This is a genomic window from Algoriphagus namhaensis (assembly GCF_042649705.1).
Taxonomy (GTDB): Bacteria; Bacteroidota; Bacteroidia; order Cytophagales; family Cyclobacteriaceae; genus Algoriphagus; species Algoriphagus namhaensis.
On record NZ_JBHRZS010000007.1, the window covers coordinates 264,435 to 281,560 of the forward strand.

Annotated in this window: 16 protein-coding genes; 9 read left to right on the forward strand and 7 right to left on the reverse strand. The window is 41.1% G+C overall.

Features of this window, described 5'->3' with window-relative positions; all coding sequences use genetic code 11:
* Nucleotides 1-33: 33 nt before the first annotated feature.
* Nucleotides 34-2,103, reverse strand: coding sequence for an ATP-dependent zinc metalloprotease FtsH (gene ftsH, locus ACFOSV_RS09440; protein WP_377905758.1), 2,070 nt, complete (start codon nucleotides 2,101-2,103; stop codon nucleotides 34-36).
* Nucleotides 2,104-2,151: 48 nt separating this feature from the next.
* Nucleotides 2,152-2,514: a ribosome silencing factor gene (gene rsfS, locus ACFOSV_RS09445; protein ID WP_377905759.1), complete on the reverse strand. Its 363-nt coding sequence runs from the start codon at nucleotides 2,512-2,514 to the stop codon at nucleotides 2,152-2,154.
* Between the two features lie 56 nt (nucleotides 2,515-2,570).
* On the opposite strand from rsfS, the gene ACFOSV_RS09450 reads away from it, so the two are divergent.
* Both ACFOSV_RS09450 and ahcY read left to right on the forward strand, forming a co-directional pair.
* The gene (locus tag ACFOSV_RS09450) at nucleotides 2,571-3,332 is read left to right on the forward strand and encodes a biotin--[acetyl-CoA-carboxylase] ligase (protein WP_377905760.1); all 762 of its coding nucleotides are present in this window, start codon (nucleotides 2,571-2,573) and stop codon (nucleotides 3,330-3,332) included.
* An 82-nt stretch (nucleotides 3,333-3,414) separates the two neighbouring features.
* The gene (gene ahcY, locus ACFOSV_RS09455) at nucleotides 3,415-4,734 is read left to right on the forward strand and encodes an adenosylhomocysteinase (protein WP_377905761.1); all 1,320 of its coding nucleotides are present in this window, start codon (nucleotides 3,415-3,417) and stop codon (nucleotides 4,732-4,734) included.
* Nucleotides 4,735-4,774: 40 nt separating this feature from the next.
* Here ahcY and ACFOSV_RS09460 read toward each other — a convergent pair whose 3' ends face one another.
* Complete coding sequence (locus ACFOSV_RS09460) at nucleotides 4,775-5,572, reverse strand: hypothetical protein (RefSeq protein WP_377905762.1); 798 nt, start codon at nucleotides 5,570-5,572, stop codon at nucleotides 4,775-4,777.
* A gap of 102 nt (nucleotides 5,573-5,674) precedes the next feature.
* Here ACFOSV_RS09460 and ACFOSV_RS09465 point away from each other — a divergent pair, with 102 nt between their 5' ends.
* Nucleotides 5,675-6,547, forward strand: a complete 873-nt coding sequence (locus tag ACFOSV_RS09465) for an SDR family oxidoreductase (protein ID WP_377905763.1) — start codon at nucleotides 5,675-5,677, stop codon at nucleotides 6,545-6,547.
* Between the two features lie 52 nt (nucleotides 6,548-6,599).
* Here ACFOSV_RS09465 and ACFOSV_RS09470 read toward each other — a convergent pair whose 3' ends face one another.
* Nucleotides 6,600-7,655 (reverse strand): PAS domain-containing protein, encoded by a 1,056-nt coding sequence (locus ACFOSV_RS09470; protein ID WP_377905764.1) that lies wholly within the window; start codon nucleotides 7,653-7,655, stop codon nucleotides 6,600-6,602.
* 329 nt (nucleotides 7,656-7,984) lie between these two features.
* Here ACFOSV_RS09470 and ACFOSV_RS09475 point away from each other — a divergent pair, with 329 nt between their 5' ends.
* Complete coding sequence (locus tag ACFOSV_RS09475) at nucleotides 7,985-8,716, forward strand: DUF2092 domain-containing protein (RefSeq protein ID WP_377905765.1); 732 nt, start codon at nucleotides 7,985-7,987, stop codon at nucleotides 8,714-8,716.
* A 19-nt stretch (nucleotides 8,717-8,735) separates the two neighbouring features.
* Complete coding sequence (locus ACFOSV_RS09480; protein ID WP_377905766.1) at nucleotides 8,736-9,719, forward strand: DUF6515 family protein; 984 nt, start codon at nucleotides 8,736-8,738, stop codon at nucleotides 9,717-9,719.
* A 58-nt stretch (nucleotides 9,720-9,777) separates the two neighbouring features.
* Here ACFOSV_RS09480 and ACFOSV_RS09485 read toward each other — a convergent pair whose 3' ends face one another.
* Nucleotides 9,778-10,272: a DUF4494 domain-containing protein gene (locus tag ACFOSV_RS09485; RefSeq protein WP_377905767.1), complete on the reverse strand. Its 495-nt coding sequence runs from the start codon at nucleotides 10,270-10,272 to the stop codon at nucleotides 9,778-9,780.
* A 143-nt stretch (nucleotides 10,273-10,415) separates the two neighbouring features.
* Here ACFOSV_RS09485 and ACFOSV_RS09490 point away from each other — a divergent pair, with 143 nt between their 5' ends.
* Nucleotides 10,416-12,680: a patatin-like phospholipase family protein gene (locus ACFOSV_RS09490; protein ID WP_377905768.1), complete on the forward strand. Its 2,265-nt coding sequence runs from the start codon at nucleotides 10,416-10,418 to the stop codon at nucleotides 12,678-12,680.
* A gap of 8 nt (nucleotides 12,681-12,688) precedes the next feature.
* On the opposite strand, the gene ACFOSV_RS09495 is transcribed toward ACFOSV_RS09490, so the two are convergent.
* Entirely contained in the window at nucleotides 12,689-13,168 is a 480-nt protein-coding gene (locus ACFOSV_RS09495; protein WP_377905769.1) for an Mpo1 family 2-hydroxy fatty acid dioxygenase, read from the reverse strand.
* 74 nt (nucleotides 13,169-13,242) lie between these two features.
* Between ACFOSV_RS09495 and ACFOSV_RS09500 the strand changes: the two genes are divergently transcribed.
* Genes ACFOSV_RS09500 through ACFOSV_RS09510 form a run of 3 tightly spaced genes read left to right on the forward strand, consistent with a single transcriptional unit; the run spans nucleotide 13,243 to nucleotide 16,467 of the window.
* The gene (locus ACFOSV_RS09500; RefSeq protein WP_377905770.1) at nucleotides 13,243-14,367 is read left to right on the forward strand and encodes an NAD(P)/FAD-dependent oxidoreductase; all 1,125 of its coding nucleotides are present in this window, start codon (nucleotides 13,243-13,245) and stop codon (nucleotides 14,365-14,367) included.
* A gap of 50 nt (nucleotides 14,368-14,417) precedes the next feature.
* Nucleotides 14,418-15,884, forward strand: coding sequence for a Na+/H+ antiporter NhaC (gene nhaC / locus ACFOSV_RS09505; protein WP_377905771.1), 1,467 nt, complete (start codon nucleotides 14,418-14,420; stop codon nucleotides 15,882-15,884).
* Entirely contained in the window at nucleotides 15,871-16,467 is a 597-nt protein-coding gene (locus ACFOSV_RS09510; protein WP_377905772.1) for a 3'-5' exonuclease, read from the forward strand. The genes nhaC and ACFOSV_RS09510 overlap by 14 nt, the downstream gene beginning before the upstream one ends.
* Here the strand turns inward: ACFOSV_RS09510 and ACFOSV_RS09515 are convergent.
* A complete protein-coding gene (locus ACFOSV_RS09515) occupies nucleotides 16,464-17,090 on the reverse strand; it encodes an IMPACT family protein (RefSeq protein ID WP_377905773.1) in 627 nt (208 codons plus the stop codon). The genes ACFOSV_RS09510 and ACFOSV_RS09515 overlap by 4 nt on opposite strands.
* Nucleotides 17,091-17,126: the final 36 nt, after the last annotated feature.

A 17,126-nucleotide genomic window follows, 5' to 3' on the forward strand; every position in this document is an offset into this window, starting at 1 on the left:
AATAAAAAAAGCCCCAAAATGGGGCTTTGAAAATTAGTCTTTCTTGACTTCGATTTCGGGCACCTCCGGTTCTGCTTCAGCACCCTTGGTGTCTACCGGTTTTTCTTCGGTTGCTTCTTTTACCTCAGCCTTTACATCCTTCACCTTTTCTGTTTTGTTTGTAAACGCCTGATAGGTTGTCTCCCTATCGAATGGTCGCTTTCCGATAAGCTTTTCCAAATCAGCCTGGAATAGGATTTCTTTCTCAAGGAGTTCCTGAGCTAAGATTTCCAATTCGCTCTTTCGTTCTTTCAAAAGGGCTATGGTACGCTGATAAGCAGATAGAACTAGCTTTCGAACTTCCTCATCGATCGTTTCCGCAGTGGTCTCGGAGTAAGGCTTGGTCATCTTATACCCATCACTCTTTGAGTCGTAGAATGATACATTTCCAATCTTGTCATTCATCCCGTAGATAGAGACGATGCTGTAAGCCATTTTGGTCACTCTCTCCAGATCACTCAAAGCGCCTGTAGAGATTTTACCAAAGATGATTTCTTCCGCCGCTCGGCCTCCCAGTGTCATGCACATTTCGTCCATAAGCTGTTCGGTCTGATACAGGAATTGTTCCTTCGGTAGGTATTGGGCGTAACCCAAGGCAGCTACTCCGCGAGGAACGATACTTACTTTCACCAATGGATCTGCATGCTCTAAATACCATCCAGCTACTGCGTGGCCGGCCTCATGATAGGCTACAATTTTTTTCTCTTCTGGAGAAATGATCTTGTTTTTCTTCTCAAGACCACCAATCACTCGATCGACTGCATCTTGAAAGTCCTGCATATCTACTGCAGTCTTGTTTCTTCTTGCGGCGATTAGCGCGGCTTCATTACAAACATTCGCAATTTCAGCACCTGCAAAGCCAGGAGTCTGAGCAGCAAGCTTCTTTGCATCCACATCGTCAGAAGACTTGATTGGTTTCAAGTGTACTTTGAAAATAGCTTCACGACCCACAATGTCTGGCTTATCAATAGAGATCTGACGGTCAAATCGTCCTGGTCTTAACAAAGCGCTATCTAAGACGTCTGGTCTGTTGGTTGCGGCGACTACGATAACTCCAGTATCTGTACCAAATCCATCCATCTCCACTAGAAGGGAGTTCAATGTGTTTTCTCGCTCGTCGTTGGAGCCGGGCATTTGTCCTTTTCCTCTCGATCGACCAATCGCATCAATTTCGTCAATAAAAATGATACAAGGTGCTTTTTCTTTGGCTTGCTTAAAGAGGTCTCTCACCCTAGCTGCGCCAACACCTACGAACATTTCCACGAAATCAGATCCTGAAAGGGTAAAGAAGGGGACACCAGCTTCTCCAGCCACTGCTTTTGCTAAGAGGGTTTTACCCGTTCCCGGAGGTCCTACCAAGAGTGCACCTTTAGGGATTTTACCTCCTAGTTTGGTGAATTTCCCTGGGTTCTTCAGGAATTCTACGATTTCTTGAATTTCTTCTTTTGCCTCGTCAAGTCCAGCTACATTATCGAAAGTAATTTTGACTTTATTCTCAGCATCGAATAATTGGGCCTTGGATTTACCAACGTTGAAAATTTGTCCTCCAGGACCCGATGGTCCGGACATTCTACGCATCATAAACCAGAAGAATACAAATAATAGGATAAGGAAACCAAAGCTACCGAAGTAACTTGTCCAATTCTCCTCAGTAGTTACTGAATAGCCGATCCTTTCACTTTCGGGCCTGGTTTCTTCCAGAGCTGCATAATCATCTGCGAAAGTTTCCTTGGAAGCTAATTGTAAGGAGTAATGTGGCCCACTTGGGTCATAAAATGCCGAATTGGCCTCAAGCTCGTCTTTATATTTCTGTTTGCTCAGGGCAGATGGTTTCAGACTGATATCTACCCGATCCATATTTTTGATTATGGTCACCTTGGCGATGTCATCATCCTTGTACATCTGCTCAAAGCGGTTTTTAGTAATATCGATTACTGAATTTCTTTGCTGAATCCATGTAAGTCCTAGCAATACCACCACTGCACCTACTATCAACCAAATCTGGAAGTTAGGTTTTTGTTGTGGCGTCTTTGGGACGAATTTTTTATTTTTTTTGTCGCTCATTTTCTCAATTCTGTACTTATAAACTTATGCTAAAACGCTAAAGGAGGTCTAAAGTTTGCGCGAAGATTGGATTCGGGTGACTTTGGCATCTCCCCACAATTCTTCCAGTCCGTAAAACTCTCTTTGATCTTGAAGGAAAAGGTGTGCTACCACATTCACGTAGTCAATAATGATCCACTGAAGATTATTTTTTCCTTCGATTCTCCAAGGTTTGGATTCTCCAGCTTTAATCACCTCTTCCTCGATGGAGTCTGCAATGGCTTCAAGCTGTGTATCCGAATTTCCGGAGGCAATGACCATGAAATCTGTCACTGAATTTTTTACTTTTCTGAGATCCATCAATACAATGTCGGAAGCTTTTTTTTCCTCCATTCCTTTGATGATAATTTTGCTCAGCTGATTTGCTGTCATTTTAAAACTTTAAATTTGAGTTGGATTTATCAATCATTCCAACGGACACAAAATTTATGTATAAAATCCTTGCCAACACGATTTTTTTAGGGAAAGATGTCCATTTTCTGCCAGAGTGTCACTCCACAAATGACATTGCACTGCAACTTATCAAAAATCGACAGGCTGCAGAGGGTACTTTGGTGATTACCGAAAATCAGACTAAAGGGAAAGGGCAAAGAGGTAATGTCTGGCAAACTGCAGCGGGTCAAAATTTGACTTTTTCATTGATTCTGAGTCCGAAATTCATGGATATCTCGGAGCAATTTTATCTCAACATGATGGTTTCTAATAGTATACGATCGTTGCTTGTTGAGTATTTGCCGGAGTTAAAAGTAAAATGGCCCAATGATCTGGTGATTCCGGATTGCGGTAAAATCGGTGGAGTTCTGATTGAAAATGTCTTTGGTGCCAAGGGTTGGGAATATGCAGTGGTTGGCGTTGGAATAAACGTCAATCAAATTACGGGTCTTCCAGATCGCGCCATTTCTATGAAAAGCATGACAGGAAGTGTTTTTGAACTTAAAGAACTTTTACAATTACTAGTCACTCAGATCGAACAGGGCTATCTCAAATTGAAAAAGAGAAATTTGGAAGTGATACGATTAGAATTTGAAAGGCATATGTTTCAATTTGATCAATGGAAATCCTATCAAACAGAAGATGGAAGGTTCAAAGGAAAGATAACCGGAGTGAGCAAAGAGGGACACCTTTTGCTCGAAACGGATAAAGGGGAGAAAAACCAATTCGGAATTAAGGAGTTACAATTCCTATGGTGAAGCGCATATTTTCACTTCCGAGATTAATGCGATACCTTTGCATTCGAATTCATAGAAATTACTAATCTAATACATACTGATCATGTCAGAAACTACATCTGCGAAGTACATTCCGTACAAAGTAAAAGATATCTCCCTTGCTGAGTGGGGAAGAAAAGAAATTTTATTGGCTGAAGCAGAAATGCCAGGTCTAATGGCTTTGAGAGAGGAGTTTGGTCCTTCACAGCCTTTAAAAGGTGCTCGAATTGCGGGTTGCCTTCACATGACAATTCAGACCGCAGTTTTGATTGAAACATTGACCTCTCTTGGAGCAGATGTTACTTGGTCTTCTTGTAATATTTTTTCTACTCAAGATCACGCAGCCGCAGCTATTGCAGCAGCTGGCATCCCAGTTTATGCATGGAAAGGCATGACTGAGGAAGAGTTTGATTGGTGTATCGAGCAAACCATCTTTTTTGGTGAAGATCGACAGCCATTGAACATGATCCTTGACGATGGAGGTGACTTGACTAATATGGTGCTTGATCACTATCCAGAATTAGTTTCTGGTATCAGAGGACTTTCTGAAGAAACGACCACTGGAGTGCATAGATTATATGAGCGCATGAAAAATGGAACGCTTCCAATGCCTGCCATTAATGTGAATGACTCGGTGACTAAGTCAAAGTTTGATAACAAATATGGCTGTAAGGAGTCTCTAGTGGATGCGATCCGTAGAGCTACCGACGTGATGATGGCAGGAAAAGTAGCCGCAGTGGCTGGTTATGGCGACGTAGGTAAAGGTTCTGCAGCTTCGCTAAGAGGCGCAGGAGCACGTGTCATCATTTCAGAAATTGATCCAATCTGTGCGCTTCAAGCGGCGATGGATGGTTTCGCTGTGAAAAAGATGGCTGATGCTGTGAAAGAAGCAGATATCATTGTAACAGCAACTGGAAACAAGGATATTATCAGTGCGGAGCATTTCAAGTCTATGAAGGATAAGGCGATCGTCTGCAACATTGGCCACTTCGATAATGAAATCGATATGGCATGGTTGAACAAAAACTATGGTTCTACTAAAAATGTAATCAAGCCTCAGGTTGACCTTTACGATTTAGACGGTAAGCAGATCATCGTACTTGCTGAAGGAAGACTTGTGAACCTAGGTTGTGCTACAGGTCACCCTTCTTTTGTGATGTCAAATTCATTTACAAACCAGACCTTGGCTCAGCTGGAACTTTGGGAAAATCATGAAAATTATAAGCCAGGAGTTTACGTGCTTCCAAAGCACCTAGACGAAAAGGTGGCAGCACTTCACTTGTCAAAGCTTGGGGTGGAATTGGATACGCTTTCTTCTGATCAGGCCGAATATATTGGCGTAGAAGTACAAGGCCCTTACAAGCCGGAGTATTACAGATACTAAGAAATCTAAAAAAATTAAGAGGGGCTTTTGGCCCCTTTTTTTATGGATTCAAGATGAGGACTCTCCCATCTGACAACTGCATTTTGGCAACGGTTTCACAGATTCCTGTAGATTCATAAGAAAGCCTATGGGAAACGCTATTTCTATTTCCTCTTTCTATTTCCCAAGTTTCACTACCAGATGTAGGGAGGTCTTTTTGACTTAATTGACAAGAGCGTACACTTAAAATCTGTTCGGTGATATTCATAGAAACTGATCTGCCGATAGGGTTTTTCCCCGTGATTTGACCTTTAGTAGAGATTAAAGAAACAGAAGGGCCAATGATTGGAGGTTTGGTATGGGTGAGTTCGCCTTGCAGTACAAAACTTGCATTTTGGGCTGATGTCACTTTTAGGTTTTCAAATGACTGATTTATGACCTGATTTGAAATCTTTTTAAAAATTTTTATTCCCTTTAAAGTATCTCCTTCATAGCTGTAGTTGGCGAACTCCACAAACCATTCTTGGCTTCCGGATTCTTGTAAGGCCAAATCTAAAACAATGCTACCTGTACGCACTTGGCTCCCTTCACAGTCTTCGGCTTTAGAATAGTTGAGGGTTACACGTTTTGATTCTTGTTCTAAGACCAAAGTTGGACATCCGGGTAAAGAAGAAGGATCGATTGAAGTAAACTCCTCCCAAGTGGTCAAGGCAAGAAAAAGATGTTCATTTTGGATTTTTGATACTGAAAAAATTTGCTGAGCCTCTGTTGGAAGATCAGTTCTCAGGTTTTGATCATCTTCTTCTCCACACCCGATCATCCAAAGGATCAAAATCCAAATCCAATTTTTAATCTTCATTTCAATTTAAATTACAAGTATTTCTTCTGTTCTAATCCCAAAATTAGCTTTCAATTACTGCGCCGTTTTTCATATCTTCGAAGCCATCTCAAAATAAAACATATGAGTTACACAGAAGGAATGCTTAAGGAAGGTGCCCTCAAAGGCAAAAATATTTTAATTACCGGTGGAGGAACAGGCCTAGGTAGATCCATGGGTGAATATTTTTTAGAGTTAGGAGCAAACTTGGTGATAACCTCACGAAAATTGGATGTCCTGCAAGAAACTGCAAAGGAAATGATGAGTGCCAAGGGCGGTAAAGTAGTCGCGCTGGCTTGTGATGTCCGAGATATAGATCAAGTGGAGGCAATGTGGAAGAATGCCATATCAGAACTCGGTTCCATTGATGTGGTACTGAATAATGCGGCTGGTAATTTTATTAGCCCAACCGAAAGACTATCTACGAATGCCTTCAATACGGTCCTGGATATTGTGCTTAAAGGTACCTCTCAGGTCACACTTACTGCGGGTAAAGATTGGATTCAGAAGAAACAAAAGGGGACATTCTTAAATATTGTAACCACTTATGCTTGGACTGGTTCTGGATATGTGGTTCCTTCAGCGGCTGCTAAAGCTGGCGTTTTGGCGATGACGAGATCCTTGGCAGTTGAGTGGGCCAAATACGGGATTCGATCCAATGCCATTGCTCCTGGACCTTTTCCAACAGAAGGAGCATGGAGTCGGTTATTGCCTGGAGATTTGGTGAAGAAATTTGATCCAGCGAAGAAGGTGCCTGTCGGACGAGTAGGTGAGCATCAGGAACTAGCCAATTTGGCAGCCTATTTGGTCTCCGACTTCTCTGCATATGTGAATGGAGAGGTGATGACCATTGATGGAGGCGAGTGGCTTATGGGAGCTGGAGAATTTAATAATCTTGATAAGATTCCTCAAGAAATGTGGGACATGCTAGAAGCTTCAAGAGGAAAAAAAGCATAAGCCCCAAAGTGATTTGGGGCTATTTGAAGGCAAAATGGAAAATTCGTAATCTTTAGATCAACTCCGAGGTGATGTTTTGACGAAGTAAGGAGTTGTTTTTTTGTACACTTTCAAGAATGCTCTTTTTAAGGATTGTGTCAAGTTTTCCTGTTTCCTCTTTCATTACTTCGATCAGTCTTTTAACCTCCTCAGTATCTTCCTCTATTTCGATAATCTCAAATAATCCGAGTAAATTTGCGACTTTAGATCTAAGCGAATGAGACTGATCATGGACAAGTCCTTTGAGGAAATGCTGATGATCCTTCATCCAAAGTTGTTGCTTTTTGCGTTCGGTAATATCAATCATGCAGCCTTGCATGAGTACGGGATTTCCCTCCTTATTCCATTCTGTCGTTTTGCCAAAGCAATAGACCCATCTGAGTTGATTGCCCTTGCTCTGAATTCGAAATTCACATTTGAATGGTTGGGTACTGGTAGATTTATAGTGGATAGAAATAAGTCTTTGTAATTTTTTAATGTCTTCTGGGTGAATATGTTTGCCAAAGGCAAGCTTTGATTTATGAAGCTCTTCATTATGGTATCCTAACATTTTGGCCAAACCTTGACTCATGGTATTGACTGATTTTGAAAAATCATATTCCCAAAAACCTAGTAACCTATCCTCCAGTAAACCGGATAACACTTGATTATTGTCTTGGCTAGATTGATCAAAGTAATCGCCGAATCTCATATCATACGGGTGCTTATCGATGATGGGATGGCCGATTCCCAGACAGGTACCAAAATCTTCCGTCATAAAAAAGAATTCCCATTTGGTGGGTACGGTGTCTCCCTCAGGATGAACAATCTTTTGAAGGGTGACAACGAAGGATTGCTGAGAGTTTTTCCAAGCTCTAATTCTCTTGTTTTCATATTTGGTCCAGTCGGAGGCCAAAAAGCAATCCTGAAAGCCAAGAGGAGTTTTGTGTTGCTCAAAAAGTGTAGGCATAGGACCAATACCTGAATCTGATGAAATCACATTGCCATGCATATCAATGGTGGCCTGAAGAAAATATTCAGATGTGATGGCCATCTCACCGAGGGTTTTAAGTGCAGTAAAATCAATCATAAGGGTGAGTCAATTACCAAACAAAGATATGTATAAAACAAAAATTAATGTTTAAAATACAAAAAAATAGATTTGAAAATCAAATTCTTTGTTTTTTTTATTAACAGGGATCCTTAAGAAGTCAACCTGTTCTCATCATTTCCAGAGTTTTTTCCTAGAGTGTTCAAAGAGATTTATATTAATTAAATCTGATTTAGGTAAAGAAATATTATTGTTTATTTCTGGAATAGCCTGTAAGGATCAGCTGGATTTTGTCAACATTTATGATTCTACGACCTTATTATTTCTCCTAAATAGATATTTTTATGATCTTCCTAAAAAAAATTAATATGATAAAACGAATGTCTTTTGGTTTGTTTCTACTGTTTTGGACGGTTACCGCTCAAGCACAGGAAATAAAACTTGATACAACTGCTCTTACCATTTTGGATAATATGAGCGAAATGTTTGGACAGCTTAAGTCCATAGGCTTTAAGTCAAACATTGCAAGGGATGTGTCCTTTTCCAATGATGTCAACATAAAGCAATTTTCATCTACTGAAGTCAAAATTCAAGGTCCAAATAAATTCGTAACTAGGGTCCATGGGGAGGAAAAGGAAGAGGTGTACAAATACAATGGTGAGCAGGTGTATTATTTTTCCTTTACCAATAATCTTTTTGCGGTATCTGATGCTCCCGATAATTTGATTGAAACGATTGACTGGTTGTATACAGATTTTGGGATTGAATTTACAGCAGCCGATATCTTTTATCCCAATTTTTCCAAGGACTTGGCTGATAACATGAATTTCATTCAGTTTATCGGTGTGGTTCACATAGACGGAGAGCGATCGTTCCATATTCTGGCCCAAAATGAGTCTATTTCGGTGCAATTCTGGATCAAAGATGATGTCTATTTATTACCCTCAAAAGTAGTTTTGACCTATTTGGATAAGCCCTTTTTTCCTCAATATGAGGTTGAGTTTTCCGGTTGGGAGTTGAACATGGAATACCCAGAAGCAATTTTTGAGTTCAATCCGCCGCCATCATCTAGGCAAATAACTTGGATGAAAACTAATTGAAACCCTTAGCATTGAAATTATGAAAAACTTAAAAACATATGTTTTGGCATTCGGAGTCTTAGTCATGCTCTTCGCTGCCGATAATTTAGAGGCACAGCGGATGCGTGGAGGAGGAAGAGGTTCGGTCCGGCCAGCGACTAGCAGGCCTGCACCAAGTCGTACTTCACAAGCAAGACCTGCTTCACGTCCGACAAATTCCCGCGCCACAACCTCTCGGCCTAGTTCGTCGAGTACGAGACAGATTCCAAAGAACTCTAGCTCCAAAGCAACGGTAAATGGTGGTTCTTCTCGGGTCACTAACCGAAAGGAATCAAATAGCAAAGTGAGTTCTGTTAAGGATAACCGAGTTGGTAATAATAATATCAACTCTGGAAACACGAATATCGGCAACAACAATCGCGTAAACATTGATAATAGCCGAAATATCAGTGTGAATGTAAGAAACACAAATAATCGGGCTTATAGACCCCCATACCGACCTTATCCACGACCACCCTATTTTTATGGGGGCTTTGGTTTCTCTTGTTTTAGACCCTATTACTACCATCCATACACTCCATTTTATTGGGGGCCCGTATGGCATCCTTGGGGCTTTTTCGTAGCTACTCTTGCTGTAACCGCGGTAGTGGTTTCGGTAAATAATCAGGACTATCACTATGACGAAGGCGTCTTTTATGTTCAAGATGGTGACGGCTATGTGGTTGTAGAAGCTCCTCAAGGAGCCACCGTGAAAGTAATTCCTAGCGATGCAAAAGAGGTGGAGGTAAGCCCCACGGTGAATAATTACTACTATGGAAATACGTACTATGAAAAAGCTGATGGAGGATATACCGTGGTACCACCACCAGCAGGAGCTGTAGTAGACGCACTTCCAGAGGGAGGTGAAGAGGTGAAAATAGGCGATGAAACCTATGTAAAAATCGGAGACACCTATTATCTACCTGTTCAAGTAGATGGAAAAAATATGTATGAAATTGCCTCGGTCGAACCAGCGGAAGAATAGGTTCATTTAGTCAAATAAAAAGGCTCCGCAAACCTTTTATCGTTTGCGGAGCCTTTTTTTATTCCTCCAGATCTGTTTCCGAAACTGGCCTGAAATTACCTTCCGGGAGTTGTTCTGCTACTTCGTCCTTTTCGTAAGGAAAAACATCCATAATTGGGCTTTCTACCACATCTGGAATTCGAAAGCTGACAAGCATAGAACTTAGACTTTCCTGAATTCTATCATAAGCTGATTTCACGTCGAAACCAGTTACCAGCATGAATTGATTCACCTTTTTTTCTTTACCAGAGTCTGAGTCGGTGATCATATAAGAGACTTTGCATTTGTACCAAACATCTGCATCATCGTAAAAAAACACGTCCACGATATTGCTTTTGCTCAGGCTAGTCACCTGAAAGTCACCTCTGATCTGTGACCCAAGACGATCAAAAATAATGGCCTCTGCTTCAGTAAATGAGACTGCATCGACTAGAAATTGCTCTGAAATATTTTTCAGAAGGCCTTCTTCATTTTCTTTGGCGTATTTTACCTTACACAAAAACCAAGTTCTCATAATTTTTCAATTTGGCCTCGAAGGTAAAAAGTATCTTTTGAAGGGCAAATTCCAAAAGAGCATAATTTCTATTTAAAATTCTGAAGGCTTGAAAAAGAGATCGAGTGGAGAAAAATCTCTAAATTTTATACAAATTGCTTTTAATGATTAAACAAGTCTGGCACAGTTTTCCAATCCAATTGTTGGTTTTGCACCTGCAAAAAAACCTAGCTTTGATTATTATTTGGGGTATACTGCTGGGATTTATCGTGCAAGACCTTGGAGTGACCTTAGGCATTCCCTTTCTTTTTCTAGACCCGGAATATTTGCATGAAGTGTCTTGGTTGAGTTTTATGCTCATGGGGATCGGTGCAGCTATCCTGACCATGGCATTTCATATGACCACCTACATTATGGATGGTCGAAGGTTTTCTTTTTTAGCTATCCTAGATCGACCTTTTATTCATTTTTGTGTGAATAATTCGATTATTCCGCTGATATTTTTTCTGGTTTACATCTTGAGTTTTGTTTCCTTCCAGATGAAAAATGACCTCGAAAATCCATGGGAGGTCATTCATTTTTTTCTTGCCTTTTCTGCGGGCAGTGCGGGTATGTTTGGTTTGATTTTCGGCTATTTTGCTCTAACGAATAAAGGTTTCTTTGTCCTTTTTGCGGGGAATTTGGATAAGAGACTCCGTAAAGTACGTTTGACCAGATCGAGAGCCATAAGTCAATACAAGGAATTAAAAAATCAAAATAGACAAGTCGATGTCTACTTAGATTTAAAATTAAGACCAGTTGCGGTAAGGGGGGATATTTCTCGATTTGAGGCCGCAAAGCTTTTAAAGGTTTTTAATCAAAACCACTTGAATCTGTTCTTTATACAGCTATTCTTGATTTCTCTGGTTTTGATATTAGGGTTTTTCAAGGAGCTACCTGTGTTGCAATTACCGGCCGCAATGAGTGTGATGATCTTGGTATCAATCTTAGTGATGGTTGTGGGTGCAGTGAGCTTCTGGTTGAAAAATTGGACTACTTTGGCAATTATCGGTTTCCTTGTGGTAGTCAATTATTTCTCCAACTTTGATTTTCTCAATCGGCCACATGAGGCTTTTGGGATGGACTATGAGCGGGAGCCAGCTGAGTACACGCTAGCTCGACTGGATGCGCTTTTGCATGAAGATACCATCCGAAAGGACCGAGCCCAGTTTGAGGAGATCTTGAATAATTGGAGGTCTAAATTTACAGATAGCGTTCCTCCAAAACTTTTTATCGTCACGGCGAGTGGAGGAGGGCAAAGGGCGGCCCTTTGGACCTTGCATGTCTTGCAGAATATTTACCGAATCGATTCTGGAAGCCTGATCAAAAATGTTGAATTAATGACAGGGGCATCTGGTGGAGTTTTAGGTGAAGCACTCTTTCGCGAGATTTATTTACAGTCTTTGGAGGATTCCAAGATTGATCCTGGATCCACCGTTTATTTGGATCAGCTTTCGGCAGATAATCTTAACCCAATTATCTTCACTCTTCTGGTCAACGATCTTTTGATTCGAAACCAATATTTCGAATACAATGGAAGAAAGTACCTGAAGGACAGAGGGTTTGCGTTTGAAAAGCAATTGAATGAAAATACGCTTGGTGTATTGAATAAGCCTCTTTCTGCTTATCGTGATCCTGAAGCTTCAGGACAGATCCCGCTATTGCCAGTGACTTCTCTGATTACTAATGACGGAAGAAAACTTGTAATCTCTCCGCATTCCATGAGTTTTCTGGGTGCCTCAATGCTGGGACTTACCGGGATAAATGAAAAACCACAAAGTGTTGATTTCACTCGTTTTTTTGCAGATCATGACGCGATGGATCTGAGGTTTCTTACCGCCTTGCGCATGTCGGCCACTTTTCCCTTCATCACTCCAAATATTGAGCTACCATCCGAGCCTAGTATGGAAACCATGGATACTGGTCTCTCAGATAATTTTGGGATTCAAGATGCCTTACGTTTTATCTATGTGTTCCAATCTTGGATCGCTCAAAATACCTCGGGAGTGGTGCTCGTAACAATCAGAGATTCGGAAAAATCTAGTGAAATTCCAGCTACTGACCCTCCCAAAATACTCAACAAATTATTTACTCCACTTCGAAATATTTACTCTAATTGGGATAATGTACAGACCATCCAAAATGAAGTTTTGCACAACTACATGAATGAAAGTATGCCTTTTGAGATAGAAAAGGTTGAATTTGAATATAGTCTGGAGGAGATGCAGGAGGATGATTTGACAGAAAGTCAGGAAAATCTACAAAGAGCCTCATTGAATTGGCGCTTGACTGCGAGAGAGAAGCGATCCATTTTGGAAAACATTAAAACTAAAAAGAATCAAGCCGCTTTGAAGCGGCTTGAAGAATTGGCGGTAGAAATAAAAAAGTAGGATTTCAATCAATATGCTAATCCGAATTTCTTATAAATAAAATGCATCAACCAGGCGGGTCCAATCATTAGAAATTGCACGTCCTTGAGGAATGAGGGCTTTTTTCCCTCAATTTTATGACCATAAAACTGGATCACCCAAGCTATCACAAAGATTCCAAGGCTGATCAACCATAGATTGCCTGGGAAAGCTAAATTCAATGAATTTGCGATAGCAAGACAAATGGCTGAGAAGAAGAACATTCCTAAAGCCAATGGAGCTGACAGGGTCACATAGTAGATTAATACCAAAACCAAAGAAACTGTGGCCCAGTTGGCAAAGTTACCTAGGAAGGGAAGTAGCTCAGGGAGTGGTCCCGGAGGGATGCTATAGATCAAGCCAACCACGCTAAAAAAAATAGCGGGGACACAAAACCAGTGGATTAATTTATTGGTCGAATTTTGGTGACTAAGGCCATATTCATGGAGAAGTTCATCTATTTTGCGCATAGTAATCAAGGGTTAATGTCGGATTGTAGGATAAATTAAGTATTTCTAACTAAAAATAAACTGAGCAAATCGAAATGTTGAGCTATTGGGAAAAAAAACACTTTTTAAAATCTGATTTATTGGTGGTAGGCGCTGGTTTCGTAGGGCTTTCTACAGCGATTCACTTCAAAAGATCTTTCCCAAATAAGCAGGTTTTGGTTTTAGAGCGTGGTGCATTTCCTACTGGAGCCAGTACGAAGAATGCGGGTTTTGCATGTTTTGGAAGTCTCACTGAGATCATTGACGATTTGACCATAATGGACTCGTCAGAAGTACTGCGATTGGTGGAACGCCGTTTTCAAGGCTTGAATAGCATTCGGAAGGAATTTGGTGACGAAAATCTTGATTTCCGAGATTCCGGAGGATTTGAATTGTTAGAGGCTACTCAAATGAGTGCCATGGGCCGACTTGACGAGATCAATAGCCTTCTTTATCCTTTATTTCAAAACGATGTTTTTTCTGTACAATCTGGTCATCAAAATTTTGGCTTTTCGGATGAGGTTCAAGCAGTGATCAAAAACCAATTCGAAGGCGAGCTTGACCCTGGGAAATACATGAGTAATCTTTGGCAGAAGGCTACTCAAGAAGGAGTTAAGATTTTGACAGGAATCCAAGTACGCGAAGTGGATAAGGATTCTTCACGGGTTAAATGTACTGATGCGATGGATAGAAAAATCGATTTTTCGGGTGAGCAGCTCGCGATTTGTACCAATGCATTTACCAAAACTCTTCTACCACAAACTGAAGTCACACCGGGAAGAGGTTTAATTTTGCTGTCTGAAAGGCTTGATTTCGATCTTCCATGGAGAGGTTCCTTTCATGTGGATAAAGGCTATGTGTATTTTCGAGAAATAGATGGCAGGCTACTTTTAGGTGGAGGAAGAAATATTGATTTTGAGGGGGAGAATAGTGAAAGTTTCGAAGTGAATCCCAAAGTCAAGCATTTTTTGGATCAGCTAGCACGTGAGAAAATTTTACCAAATAAGAAGTTTTCTTGGGAAATGGAATGGACCGGGATAATGGGCTTCGGCAAAAGCAAGTCACCCATTGTACAGGCCATTTCATCGCAGTCGGCGATTGCAGTCAGGCTCGGAGGCATGGGAGTAGCGGTTGGCTGGCAAGTGGGAAAGGAAATGGCTGAGCTTTTGGCTGAAATGTAATCTAAACTTTTTTGATTAGATTCGATCTTTTAATCACCAAAACACACTAAATGGAAGGACTGACTCGTACGCCAAAAGTCATTGATGCGCTCATCCCACTTATCTTTTTGATTGTCCTTCTAGTAGTAAATATTCAAGTTTTTGGGACGGATGGGCTGTCTGGCTCTAATCAAATTGTATTGATTCTTTCCGCAGCGGTAGCTGGAGGTGTTGCCATCTTTAGACTGAAGTATAAATGGGAAACGCTTCAGGATGGAATGGTGAAAAGCATCAGCTCAGCCATGTCTAGTATTTTGATTCTTTTTCTAATTGGTGCCTTAGCAGGTACTTGGTTGATTAGTGGGGTTGTACCCGCGATGATTTACTACGGGCTCAAAGTATTAAATCCGACCATTTTCCTTATAGCAGCATGTTTTGTAAGTGCGGTGGTTTCTCTCGCTACGGGAAGTAGCTGGACAACGGTGGCGACGGTAGGTGTAGCCTTGCTAGGAATTGGTAAGGCTTTAGGGTTTGAAGAGGGGATTATAGCTGGTGCGATCATTTCAGGAGCGTATTTCGGGGATAAAATGTCTCCACTTTCGGATACTACAAATCTAGCTCCCGCAATGGCAGGAACCGACCTTTTTACGCACATCCGTTACATGGCTAGAACCACCATACCTTCCATTGCCATTACATTGATCATTTTCGGGGTTATCGGTTTTAACTATAGTACAGAAGGAGGATTGGATGATGTGTCCGTCATTTCGGAGGCGATCCTTACCCGCTTTAATATAACGCCTTGGTTATTTTTGGTTCCGGTTGCTGTATTAGTCATGATTGTGAGAAAGGTGCCAGCTATTCCAGCATTATTCTTTGGGGCCATTTTAGGAGCGGTGTTCGCTTTGATTTTTCAGCAAGAGATCATTGTTACCATTGCAAATGAAACCGGTTCATTTGCTTATCAGGCTTTCAAAGCGATCATGATGGCACTATACGGCGAGATAGCTATCGTAACCAACAACGACATTGTAAATGAGCTTTTGATTACCGGTGGTATGTCGGGAATGCTGAATACCATCTGGTTGATCGTTTGCGCAATGGTATTTGGGGGGATAATGGAGGTGACTGGGATGCTCAGGGTACTGGCAGAAGCAGTAATCCGTCAGGTACACAGTGTTGGCTCATTGATTGCGTCTACTGCAGCCACATGTATGTTTTTCAACGTTACGACTTCTGATCAATACTTGGCAATTTTGGTCCCTGGAAGGATGTATGCGGATGTGTACAAGAAAAGACGACTTAAGCCTGAAAACTTGAGCCGAACACTTGAGGATTCGGCCACCGTCACATCGGTGCTCGTACCTTGGAATACCTGTGGGGCGACCCAGGCTTCTGTTTTAGGTGTCGCCACGCTTACATACGCACCCTATTGTTTTTTCAATATAATCAGCCCGTTTATGACGATTCTTTTTGGCTACCTTAAACTTGGAATTCGAATGTATGATGAAGATGAGATAGAGGATGATACCGTTTAAAATATCAAAGGAAGAAGTAAATGAGCTTCCACTAGCTCAATTTGAAGGGGAAATATTTTTGGTGACTGAGGAGGAGGATATCGAAGAAATCACTGACTTTTTATCCAAGCAGTCTATCATTGGCTTTGACACGGAGACCAAACCTTCATTCAAAAAGGGGCAGAAAAATGAGGTTTCTTTGCTTCAGCTTTCTACCTCTACGCAAGCATTTTTGTTTCGATTGAATCATACTGGTTTTTCTATTCCACTTAGGAATCTAATGGAAAAGGAATCTGTCATCAAAGTTGGAGCAGCTGTCCATGATGATTTGATTGGCTTAAAGCGACTTACAGATAGCTTTTATCCTCAATCCTTTTTTGATTTAAATGATCAATTGAAAAAGGTGGGTTTCCACAACGTGGGTGTTCGAAATCTCTGTGCCATGGTCTTGGGGATTAGAATTTCCAAATCCGAACAAGTCTCTAATTGGGAAGCTGAGGAATTGACAGAAAAACAGCGGCGCTATGCTGCTACGGATGCCTGGGCCTGCCTCGAGATTTATGAGAAACTCAAGAAAGAAGGATACCTGGAAGGTTTGATTTAGGAATTTAAAATCTCCAAACCCCCTATTTGCTCAAGAGTCTCCAACACCAAGCCCTCTAAACCTTCTCGAAAAGAAAGCACCATCCTACAATCAAGATGAAGTTCTTGGCTTACAATGGTCAAGTCGTATGCCTTTACAAGCTTCATCACGTCATTCATTTGAGGATACTCAAATTTGATTTTAACCTGAGACATGACATACTCTCTGATGATCTCATTTGATTCTAGGGCAAGTTGAGCGGCCGTTTTATAGGCGTTAATTAGTCCGCTCACACCCAGTTTGGTTCCCCCAAAATATCGAATGACTACCACCAAGCAATTGGTCAGACCAAAGGACCGAATTTGACCTAGGATAGGATCGCCAGCTGAATGGTTGGGCTCACCATCATCTACTGCTCGGAAATATTCTTGATTTCGACCAATAATGTAAGCGTAGCAGTGATGTCGCGCATCATAGAATTGCTTGCGAAGCTGGTCTAGCCTGGCTTTGATCTCTTCCTCATTTTGGACAGGGAAGGCATACCCATGAAACTTGCTATTGCGATCTTTAAAAAGAGAGGAACTTTCAAATCCAATAGTTAAAAAACTATCTTCATGATCGCTGTCCTCTTCCACATCACTCATTTGCTCAAGTTTTTTAAATGAAATGGAAAATTAACC